General features: G+C 28.6%; 13 protein-coding genes. All 13 read right to left on the bottom strand.

The annotated features are described in order from the left end of the window. Positions 1 to 95 precede the first annotated feature (95 nt). A complete protein-coding gene (locus AACQ14_RS02700; RefSeq protein WP_153064124.1) occupies positions 96 to 320 on the bottom strand; it encodes a hypothetical protein in 225 nt (74 codons plus the stop codon). 176 nt (positions 321 to 496) lie between these two features. Beyond that, entirely contained in the window at positions 497 to 685 is a 189-nt protein-coding gene (locus tag AACQ14_RS02695; protein WP_113674720.1) for a hypothetical protein, read from the bottom strand. Continuing rightward, complete coding sequence (locus tag AACQ14_RS02690) at positions 678 to 1,724, bottom strand: hypothetical protein (protein ID WP_339362021.1); 1,047 nt, start codon at positions 1,722 to 1,724, stop codon at positions 678 to 680. The genes AACQ14_RS02695 and AACQ14_RS02690 overlap by 8 nt, the downstream gene beginning before the upstream one ends. Positions 1,725 to 1,897: 173 nt before the next feature. Continuing rightward, positions 1,898 to 2,626, bottom strand: a complete 729-nt coding sequence (locus tag AACQ14_RS02685; RefSeq protein WP_339362020.1) for a YebC/PmpR family DNA-binding transcriptional regulator — start codon at positions 2,624 to 2,626, stop codon at positions 1,898 to 1,900. A 77-nt stretch (positions 2,627 to 2,703) separates the two neighbouring features. Continuing rightward, positions 2,704 to 4,062, bottom strand: coding sequence for an MATE family efflux transporter (locus tag AACQ14_RS02680; RefSeq protein WP_339362019.1), 1,359 nt, complete (start codon positions 4,060 to 4,062; stop codon positions 2,704 to 2,706). A gap of 34 nt (positions 4,063 to 4,096) precedes the next feature. Further along, positions 4,097 to 5,068, bottom strand: coding sequence for an AEC family transporter (locus AACQ14_RS02675; protein ID WP_339362018.1), 972 nt, complete (start codon positions 5,066 to 5,068; stop codon positions 4,097 to 4,099). Positions 5,069 to 5,149: 81 nt separating this feature from the next. Next, entirely contained in the window at positions 5,150 to 5,497 is a 348-nt protein-coding gene (locus AACQ14_RS02670) for a type II toxin-antitoxin system PemK/MazF family toxin (RefSeq protein WP_339362017.1), read from the bottom strand. Positions 5,498 to 5,763: 266 nt separating this feature from the next. Continuing rightward, positions 5,764 to 6,927: an alanine racemase gene (gene alr, locus AACQ14_RS02665; protein WP_339362016.1), complete on the bottom strand. Its 1,164-nt coding sequence runs from the start codon at positions 6,925 to 6,927 to the stop codon at positions 5,764 to 5,766. Between the two features lie 273 nt (positions 6,928 to 7,200). Then, entirely contained in the window at positions 7,201 to 8,745 is a 1,545-nt protein-coding gene (locus AACQ14_RS02660) for an NAD(P)H-hydrate dehydratase (RefSeq protein WP_339362015.1), read from the bottom strand. Between the two features lie 24 nt (positions 8,746 to 8,769). Next, positions 8,770 to 9,135: a holo-ACP synthase gene (acpS, locus tag AACQ14_RS02655; protein WP_339362014.1), complete on the bottom strand. Its 366-nt coding sequence runs from the start codon at positions 9,133 to 9,135 to the stop codon at positions 8,770 to 8,772. Continuing rightward, positions 9,132 to 9,746 (bottom strand): coiled-coil domain-containing protein, encoded by a 615-nt coding sequence (locus AACQ14_RS02650; RefSeq protein ID WP_339362013.1) that lies wholly within the window; start codon positions 9,744 to 9,746, stop codon positions 9,132 to 9,134. Before AACQ14_RS02650 ends, acpS begins: the two co-directional genes overlap by 4 nt. Positions 9,747 to 9,945: 199 nt before the next feature. Beyond that, on the bottom strand, positions 9,946 to 10,578 hold the full coding sequence (locus AACQ14_RS02645) for a redox-sensing transcriptional repressor Rex (protein ID WP_339362012.1): 633 nt from the start codon (positions 10,576 to 10,578) through the stop codon (positions 9,946 to 9,948). A gap of 440 nt (positions 10,579 to 11,018) precedes the next feature. After that, positions 11,019 to 11,414: a helix-turn-helix domain-containing protein gene (locus AACQ14_RS02640; RefSeq protein WP_339362010.1), complete on the bottom strand. Its 396-nt coding sequence runs from the start codon at positions 11,412 to 11,414 to the stop codon at positions 11,019 to 11,021. Between the last annotated feature and the right edge of the window lie 41 nt (positions 11,415 to 11,455).

Raw genomic sequence — 11,455 nt, 5'->3', positions numbered from 1 at the left:
GATAAACATTATATCATGCAATAATAATATTTTTAAACATTTTCTTGTATTTATATTACCATTATTTTATACAAAAAAATAGTCGTATATTACGACTATGCTTTTAAGGAAATATTATTATTCTTCATCTTATTAATAAATTCAATTTTCTTTTCGGTCATTTCTAAAAATTGATTTTCTGTTATGGTTCCTTTTTTATATAGCACGTCCAAGAAGTCAATAAAATGTTCTGTAAGTTCAACCAAAGTTTTAACTTCGAAGTCATTTACATACATCACGACCACACCCATCCCAATTATTTCTTTCTCTGTACTTATCATTTATATATTATTATATATTAATTATACACAATTATTAGAAAAATATGTCAAGCAATTAACCAAATAGTACTAATTACCTATAAAAATAGAAGGATTTAATCTATATTTTTACATATATAGTAAATTATGTTAGCTAGTTATAACTTTTTAGTAATAATAATTATTGCATAATAGCTTTACCTAGTACTGAATATTTTCTTTTCTTCTCTAGTCAAATAAATATAATCTGCATTATCGGATACATCATTATGTTTCAATGAACGATATAAGATATTATTTATTCTTTGTAGTATAACAGGGTCATTTGTCTCGCTTATTATTTTTGAAGCCTTAATAAATGCCTCTACTGTGTTAATCTTAGCCATTATTAGCCTCCCTTATATTTATAATATCACATGCATTAATAAACTCTAGTAGGAAGAATTGTATGATTTGGTCAATTTTACAATACTTTAAGAAGCATGTGAACTCTTTATATTTGGAATTATTCCTAATCATTATCTCCATTTTAATTATATGCACTTTATTGAATTCTATAACCATAATATCTTCGAAATTACCAGAATTGGCACTAATATTTTCATCACCTTTGGCAAATACTGCTTTATCTCCTGTTACTTTATATATATTATCAGTTTTACTAACATCAGTAGATACTTTGTTATTGAATTCTTTCGTAAAATATTTGATGCAGACATTTACATCTTTATTGGTATCAAATAATACTTTACATGTAATTACAGCTACTGCATATATAAAACCTTGTACAAATTGGTCTTTATTGTTTTTATGATTATAATAATTTTTTATGAACATATTTGTTTTTTCATATAATTCAATAGTATAATTAGCAACATTCTCTACATATTCAGGAAGTCTGTCGATAAAGTATTGTGTTATAGGAATTTGTTTATCTATATTTATATAAATCCCTTGATTAATTTGGTTTCTTATCTTTCTATCTAAAGTACTTAATTCCTGTTTAGCTAATTGAATCTCCGCTTCTTTCTCTAATAGCTCTTTTATCTTAAGCTTATTTCTGCTCTCTATCTCTGATTCCATATCTTTGTACTGTGCTTCTAATATATTGTAGTTGTTCATAAGAATATCGATAGGTTTTACTTTATACTTTCTATCTTCCTGTATATTCAAACAATATATGTATATTCCAAAACACAGTATAAACCCAATAATAAAAAATAATACGAACCAAATGAATACATCTGATTTATTTATAGCAAGTTCATCTGTAAAAACTTCGTATATAGCCAAAAATGCACTTACTATACAACCAATTCCAAAAGATGCAATACTTCTCTTTTTATTACTTATCTGGCAGAAGAGAATCGCTACAAATACACCATAAATCAACCCACATAATACAAAAACCATACAAATTTTCATATACTACCCCTCCCCAATTTAATTATAACATATTATTATAAAATTTTAAATATTAAATTAATTTTTTATTAAGACATTTTTTATAGGCTGATGTCTAATTATTGCACAAAATAGAAAAAGCCCTCATATCTTCAAAAGATATAAAGGCTAATGCTTCTTATTTTATTATTTTTTTAATTTTCGTCAAAATTATGCCATACATTTTGAACGTCATCATCTTCTTCAAGTTGATCTATAAGACCATCCATTTTTTTAATATCATCTTCACTTGTAAGTTTGGTAGTTGTTTGAGGCAGCATTGTGATTTCAGCTGATACTGATTTGATTCCAGCTTCATCAACAGCAGTGTTTACAGCACTAAAATCTTCTGGAGTAGTAATTATTTCATAAAAATCTATTCCTGCAACAAAATCTTCAGCTCCACTGTCAAGAGCAATCATCATAAGTTCATCTTCATCTATATTTTGTGTACGCTCTATAATTATTTGACCTTTCTTGTCAAACATAAATGAAACGCAACCAGTTGTACCTAGATTCCCACTATTTTTAGAAAAAGCATGTCTTATATTAGCAGCTGTTCTATTTTTATTTTCAGTTAAGCAATCTACAATTACAGCTACTCCACTTGGTCCATAACCTTCGTATGTAATATGCTCATAATTAATATTACCAAGTTCACCAGAAGCTTTTTTGATACTTCTTGCAATAGTATCATTAGGCATATTATTGGCTTTTGCTTTTGCAACTACATCTCGAAGCTTAGAATTAAGAGATGGATCAGAACCGCCCTCTTTTACTGCAACTGCAATTTCTCTACCAATTTTAGTAAAAACCTTTCCCTTTTTGGCATCTTGTCTTTCTTTTCTATGTTTTATGTTCGCAAACTTTGAATGTCCTGACATAAAAATATTCACTCCTTAAAATAATATCACAAATATTTTATCACGTTTTCTATTATATTACAAATACAGGTTGACTGTTAAACAAGATTATTTAACCACTTTTTAGAATACATACGTTTCAATGCAAATGTCATCTTAAAAAATTCCTCTGATAATACACATGCATAAACAAATTGAATATCCAATTTCAAAGCCAATCCGCTTATGAAAGCTAACGGTACACCTATTAACCATACGCCACCCATGTCTAAAAGCATAGTAAATCTAGTATCTCCGCCACTTCTTAGAACTCCAACAACCAGTATTAGATTCAAGGATTTAAATGGCACAAATAATCCAAATACAATTAAACATAATCTGGAATTATACCTAACCACATCTGTAAGATCATCAAAAAGACTAACAATAAAACCTGAAGTTCCTATAATAAGCAAACTCATACAAACAGCTGTTATGATAGTTATCTTAATGAACTTTTTACTATAATTAAAAGCTCTTTCTATCTTATTATTACCTATTTCGTTACCTAATATCACAGCACAAGCACTAGACATTCCAAAGAACAAGACCATGAATAGTTGCTCAATAGTTTGATTTAGAGTCATAGTTGCCATGACATCTTCACCCATTCTTCCATACACAAAAGAATAAGTAGCAACTCCAAGAGACCACATGATTTCATTACACATAACTGGTGCAACTGTATATAAATATTTTGAAACAAAACTTTTGCTAATATCAAATAACTCTTTAACCTTACCTGCAATAGGTAATTTCAGTACATAAACACTAGTAATTAATAGCGAACATTCTACAGTCCTTGCAATTAATGTTGCAATAGCTGCACCTTTTACTCCTAGAGGTTCAACTCCTAGATTACCATATATTAATACCCAATTTAAAAATGTATTGATTCCAATACTAATAATAGTAATAATCATAGGAATTTTTACTTGATTCATTCCTCTTAGCACAAATATATATGCAAATGATATAGCTGTAAAACAATAACTGAAACCAATAATCCTTAAGTATTTAACACCTTCAATAATAACTTCTTTCTCTGTAGAAAATATGTGCATAACGAAATTAGGAAAGAATATTGCTGCTATAGAAAATAATACTCCACCTGAAACACTTATTATTAAACATATTCCTAGTATTCTCTTAATGTTCTTAACATCCCTTTTTCCCCAATATTGGGCAGAAAAAATACCAGTACCACTACTGGTTCCAAATAGGAATAGATTTAATAAAAAATATAGCTTGTTGGCTCCGCCAACTGCTGCAACAGCAGTAACTCCTAAAGAACTTATCATAAATACATCAATCATATTGAGTGCCGACGTTATCAAGTTTTGAAAAGCAATAGGAATACCTATTGCAAATAATTTAGTATAAAACTTCTTATCATTTTTTATAATACTGTTAACCATTTCACTAATCACCTCTATAATTATCAATTTAAGATTAATTGCTTAATAAAAACACTAATACCGGAATAGTTATTATTGATAGCATAGTACTTATAAATACACCTTCAGATGCAAGTATATCATTACCATCATATTCCTTACTCAAGATTACAGCATTCGCAGCAACAGGCATTCCTGTAATTATGACCGGTACACCAGTCATAATCTCATTAAAACCTAATTGTCTTACAATAATCAAGATTATAATTGGAAAAACCAATAGTTTAAGGAAACTATAGATATATAGTTTAGTGTTTGAAAATATATTTTTTATCTTAATACCAGCTAATGATGCTCCTATAACAATCATGGATAACGGTGTTGTAAGACTAGAAATCATATCAATAGTTTTTGTCGCAACATAAGGCAAGGTCAATTTAAACGAAAAAATAATCAACCCAATTATTACAGCACATACTCCTGGGTTAAAAATATCCTTTATCTTAAACTTTATATTCTTTTTATTATCCATAGAAATCAAATATATACCCAGAGTATATACAAGTGCGTAAAATGGTAAATTATATATTGCACCATAGAACACAGCTTCTTTACCAAAAATGGATTCAATAACTGGGAATCCCATAAACCCCACATTTGAAAACATAATCATAAATCTATATACACCAATATTATTTTTTTCTATCTTCAACAATTTAGGTATTATAAAAGTCATGATAAACATACATATGTACACCGCAATGGATAAACCAAGCATCTCCAATATCTCTCTATTGCCAAGTTCCGTCTTCATCGTCATGGAATTGATGATAAGACATGGTGCTGTTACCTTAACAACAAGACTAGCAATTTTCTTACTTGCATGTTCATCAATTATATTAATCTTTCTTATAAAAAAACCTAAAAAAAGCACAATAAACAGTACTAATATTTGATTGATAATTGCATTAAAATCCATGATGTGCCCTTTCATCAAATTATATTTGCTATATTCATTACCTATCATTATATACAAATCCTCAAAAAAGGCAAGAGATATTTCCATAGAATTGCAAATAATTAAGACTTCCTTTCGGAAGTCTCTTAACTATGTATCAACGCCAAAACTAACTACTAAAGCTTTATCTACTTTTTCCATCACCTTATCTTCTAAATGACATACTTTTTCTTTCAATCTTTTTTTGTCAATAGTTCTAATTTGTTCTAATAAAACAACTGAGTCTTTTACTAAATCATACTTCTTTGCCTCTATTTCAACATGAGTTGGAAGCTTAGCTTTATTTATTTGCGATGTTATTGCTGAACATATTACTGTTGGACTATATTTATTTCCTATATCATTTTGAACGATAAGTACTGGACGTATACCGCCTTGTTCAGAACCAATTACTGGTCTTAAGTCTGCATAAAATACATCCCCACGTTTTACTACCACATTACTCACTCTCCGCTAAATCTTGCTGAACTTCTTAACCTCACCTTCAAATAAACAACACATCATTATAATAATTTATCTTTATGTGTATTTTTGCAGTTCAGGATACGTTCTTAATATATATTTACAATTATATAGATCGTACTTTATGTAAAAGTTCAACTCCTATTTTCTTATATTACCATTATCACCAATAATTTTATTAATATACATTTAATAAGAAAATTTTAATATTATTTAACGGAATATAATTAAAAGCGAAGTATTTAATCAAAATAATCAATAGAAGACATATATTTATTATTTTTATAATATACTCTTGGTATTCTTTTACCTAACTGACATACAACTTCATAATTTATTGTACCTTTAATCTTAGCGATATCATCCGCAGTAATTTCATTATGCCCCTGCTTACCGATTAAAACCACTTCATCAAAATCTTTCACATCAGGTATATCTGTAATATCGACCATAAATTGATCCATACATATTCTACCCAATATATTGGCAAATTGTCCTCCTATCAATACTCTACCTTTAGAAGATAACAGCCTATCATATCCATCTCCATAGCCAACTGGAATAGTTGCTATTTTTGACTTCCTCTTTGTGATATATGTTCCCCCGTAACCGATAGGAGTACCTTCCTCTACTTCTTTTATATGTATAATATGGCTGATTAGTGATAAAACCGGCTGTAATTTCACATTATCCTTAATTACCTCATCTGATGGATATAATCCATATAATGATATACCAAGTCTCACCAAATCCAAATGTGTACTATCCAAGTCAATTATTCCTGCACTATTTGCTACATGTTTAATGGGTATATAGATACTATTACTCTCTAATTTTCCAATAAACTCATTATAAATCTTTAATTGATTAGTAGTAAAAGTCTTATCTAATTCATCTGCTTTAGATAAATGAGTATAAATACCTTCAATTTCAATATTAGGCAAATTATATATATCTTTGATTATACTAACAGATTCGTCATTAGGTACAAAACCAATTCTACCCATTCCAGTATCCACTTTAATATGTATTTTACCTCTTTTACCAGATTCACAAGCTATATCTGATATATTTTTAGCTGCTATATAATTATATACAGTCTGAATTAAATCGTATTCTACCAGTTTTTCAGCTAAATTAACCGGTGTATATCCTAGAATCAGTATTTGTTTATCAATACCATTTTTTCTTAGGCTAATACCTTCTTCTATAGTCGCAACAGCAAATCTTTCAATTCCACAATTAATTAGTTCTTTTGAGATAGGAATCGCACCATGGCCATAACCATCTGCCTTCACAACAGGCATTAATGTACTGTTTGATGATATTCTATTTTTGAAATTAGTTATATTATGTATTATTGCATCCAAGTCTATACGGGCATATACTCTTTCGTACATTTTCACACTTTCCTCCAAATATTAAACATTCTAGTTTACAGTCTCTATTTTATTGTATTAAAACACTAATATTATACTACTTATTGTAATTTAAAGCCAGTAATGTTGTCCTTAGCTTTATTAATTAAACTTAGATAGTATTATAGACCATAAACTTATAATAGTATACCTTTATTTATTTACAAATAGAATATTCATTTACAGTTTTTAATTATAAAAATATAGTTAGGATAGTATAATTACTTTCCTAACTTATTATAAAACTTATATATTATATTATTATTCATTAAGACTTGATTTAATTACATAAGGTATATTACATATTATATCATTAGCAATAAGCCCATGTTCTCCTTTATCATCTTTAGCCTTATCACCAGCTTTACTATGGATATATACGCCTAATATTGCGGCATCTGAGGCATTTAATCCTTGTCCTAACAATGATACAATAATACCTGTTAAAACGTCTCCAGAACCAGCTGTGGCCATTCCTGAATTACCATATATATTAATATTAACCATTCCATTAGGAGAAGAAATTATTGTTCTAGCACTTTTCAAAACACATGTAATTTTATAGTTCTTACTAAGTTCTACTGCTACTTTTATTGTATTATTTGTAATCTCCCCAATATCATAATCAATAAGCCTTGACATTTCACCTAGATGTGGAGTAATTATTACCTCACATTTTCGATTATTCAATATTTCTTTGTCTTTTGATAAGGCGTTAATTCCATCAGCATCAACAACTATGGTCTTATTAAAATTACTGATTACAATTTCAAGTATCTCTCTTGTAATATTGTCATTCCCAAGTCCTGGTCCTATAGCAATAGTATCAGCCCACCCAAGCATTTCTAATAGTTTTTCTTTGTCTTCATTGGATATATTAATATCAGCCCTGCTATAAGTCTCTACAACTGCTTCTGGCACTTTTGTCGTAACTACACTAGACACAGACTCTTCAATAAATGTCTTGACTAATCCTGCTCCTGTACGATAAGCCGATAAAGAAGTCAAAACGGCTGCTCCTGACATTTTGCTGGTACCTGCAATAACTAAGACTTTTCCATAAGAACCTTTATGAGACATCTTTACTCTATTAGGTATAAAATATCTTGCTAGATTATCATCCATTATTGTGGTGTGAGAATTAATTCTTTCTACAGATATATTAGGTATACCTATATCTGTAACAACTAGATCACCTACATAGTTAGCTCCAGGATATAAAAGCAAGCCCACCTTTGGCAAACAGAATGTAACTGTCTTATCAGCACACACTGAATCCCCTAGAATCTGACCATCATCAGAATTAACTCCAGAAGGTATGTCAATAGCTATTCTATAAGCATTCGCTCTATTTATAATCTTAATAGCTTCTAAGTATTTTCCTGTTATCTCTCTACATAGACCAGTTCCAAAAATAGCATCATAGATGACATCGCAGTCATTAACTATATTTTTGAACTCATCAATCTGTTTATCATCATAGAATTCATGTATATCAATATTTAATTGTCTAGCTATATCATAGTTTATTTTGGCATCACCTTTAATTTTGCTAGAATCCCCTATTATGATTATAGAAACTTTTACATTATTACAGCTAAGTATTCTACCTATTGCAAATCCATCTCCGCCATTATTTCCTATGCCACAGCAAATAACAACATTATTGCTCTCTTTCAGTAACTGTATAGTTTCACTAACTACAGACATTGCTGCATTCTCCATTAAAACAATACCAGGTATACCTATCTCTTCAATAGTATACCTATCAATTTCCTTCATTTCATAACTTTTGACAACCTTCAACCCAAATCTCTCCTTTTAACTAAGTTACTCCCCTAATGCAATAGCTGTTACATTATCCCTTGAATGTGATATTGACACATGTATCGTAGAAATATCAAGTTGTCTCGCTAAATCCTTAGCACCATTATATAAAACTACATAGGGCTTGCCTTTATCATCACGTAAAACCTCAATATCAATAGGAGTAAAATGTACAAATCCTGTCCCAAGGACCTTAGAAACTGCTTCTTTGACAGCAAAATTACCAGCTATTGTTTCACCTCTATAATTTTTAGTTTCAAATAATTTATTTTCGTTGGATGTAAAATATTTTTCCAGGAATCTTTTATTGAGAATCGCCTTTTCTATTCTACTGACTTCAATAATATCATTACCTATTCCTTTTATCATTTACTTCCTCCCAGATATTTTTTATCATATAATTCAATGATTTCATATCCTACTAGATCATGCATATAAGAATACATCTTATCATATTCTTCCTTCGCTTCTGTTTGTCTGACAGCTTTTTCTTTTAATTCTGCCCTAACTTTTTCAATCCATTCATTTAATTCATCTAATTCATTCTTAGTATTAAACATTCGCATATAACAATCTTGCATTGTATATTCTAACAATTCTTTATTAGTCGTTTGAATTTCTCTTGGCATATTCTCCATTCTTGATTCCATCTTATCTATCTTAACTTTTATGTCATTGATATATTTCTTGCTTTTTTCCATTTCGCCTATTGCTTTATCATCTTCATCTTCTATGGCTTCTTTCATATTATCAACTATATCAACCATCATTTTCTTTTTAAGTAAAGTATATTCCTTCAAATCGTTAGTAAGTTGTCCTTGTTCACCAAGGAGTTTATTAAGCTTTTTTTCAAGTTCAACTATTTTTTTTGGTTTTCTATTATTTTTAAATAGTTCATGCCATCTATTGTCCAATGTTAATATATGTACTTTTTTTTCTATATTAATTGGCTTCTCTATCTTTTGCTTTGAAAAAAACATGCTTTCACGTCCTTATTATTTATATATACTTAATTTAAACCTACTTAGTAATATAATAAAAATTTTCTATATTAATTATATCGTAACAAACTCTTATATTCTATAGCACAATATAATTAAAAGGTACCCATATATATGAGTACCTAATACCTCTAAGAATAGTTATTCATTCTTAAAAACATAAATTACAGACGCTTATTTATATTCTCTCTTTGATATTATATGACAGAGTCATAAGACTATCCAACAAATGTACATTTTCAACTATAACATTTTTATTGGATAATTTCAGGTCAATAGGAGCAAAATTCCATATTCCTTTTATACCATAACTAACTAAGTCATTAGCAACTTTTGGTGCTTTTTGCTTAGGTAATGTTAAAATTGCCAAATCAATACTATTTTCTTTTATGAAATTTCCCATTTCATCTAAATCCTTAATCTCAATGCCTCTTACAGTTATACCGATAAGCCTCGGGTTAACATCAAATAATCCTTTAACTTCAAAACCTCTTTTATCAAAATTAGTATAATTAGCAAGTGCTTGACCCAAGTTTCCTGCTCCAACAATAATTGTATTATATTTATTCTCAAGACCAAGTATCTTACCTATAGCGTTATATAAATATTCAACATTATAGCCGTAACCTTGCTGACCAAAACCGCCAAAATTATTTAAATCTTGTCTTATTTGAGAAGCTGTTACACCCATTCTGTTACTCAATTCTTTGGAGGAAATCCTTACAACATCGTTTTCTAATAAGTCTCCTAAGTATCTGTAGTATTTTGGTAATCTTTTAATTACCGCTGTTGATATTTTCTTTTGTATCATATAATCAATCCCCAATCCTTGATACTATTTTGGAACTTTTATACAAATAATTATATATGGTTGTTAAATCTATGTCAAATAATCAAATGCTGATAAACCCTTATTGTTTATGTATTATCATAGTATAAATTATTAACACAAATCCTATATTTAGTAAATATAGTTAAAAACAATCAATTGTTTATTGTATACAATCTATATTTTATAAATTATACCATAAAACTCTGGTATTTTACCAGCTTTTTCTAGAAAATTATACTTATAAAAAATTTTAATATCCTAAATTTCATACATATTTGTATTCCATAAACGCTGTATGTTACTTGCAACATATAAAATGGATATAAAAAATTAATTCTATACCCTTTTTTAATTGTTAAGTTTAATTATATATTTTTTAATATAAATACCTTGATATTACTATTAACTTAATATATTATCTATAAAAATTCTTTTCCTAAATATTTATTAATAGCATCTTTAGTTTTTTTTGTATAGTTTGCATCAGTGTATAATATTCTTTGTATTGTTCTTTGAGATAAATTGGATTCTTTTGCTAGATCCTTGATAGTTATTTTATTCTCAACCATATAATTCCCTAGCTCTTTTCTCTTTATCTCGTCTTTTTTGTATTGTCTATTGTAAAAATAAGTAGTATTGACCTTAGAACTTATTTGTCCTAATTTTCTTTTACGTTGGTAATCAAGACATTTTTCACATTGCTTAACACCTCTAATAAGTGATTCTTGTGATAGAGGTTTACCACACCTTATACATTGTTTTCTCTCCACACGAGCTTTTCTCAATTTTTTCATATAACCTGCATTACGACTCAAGTCATCATCCCCTTTAGAAAAGTTCTTTTATCATATATATG

The organism is Vallitalea maricola (assembly GCF_036985595.1).
Taxonomy (GTDB): domain Bacteria; phylum Bacillota; class Clostridia; order Lachnospirales; family Vallitaleaceae; genus Vallitalea; species Vallitalea maricola.
This window is presented reverse-complemented; position numbering and strand designations above follow the sequence as displayed.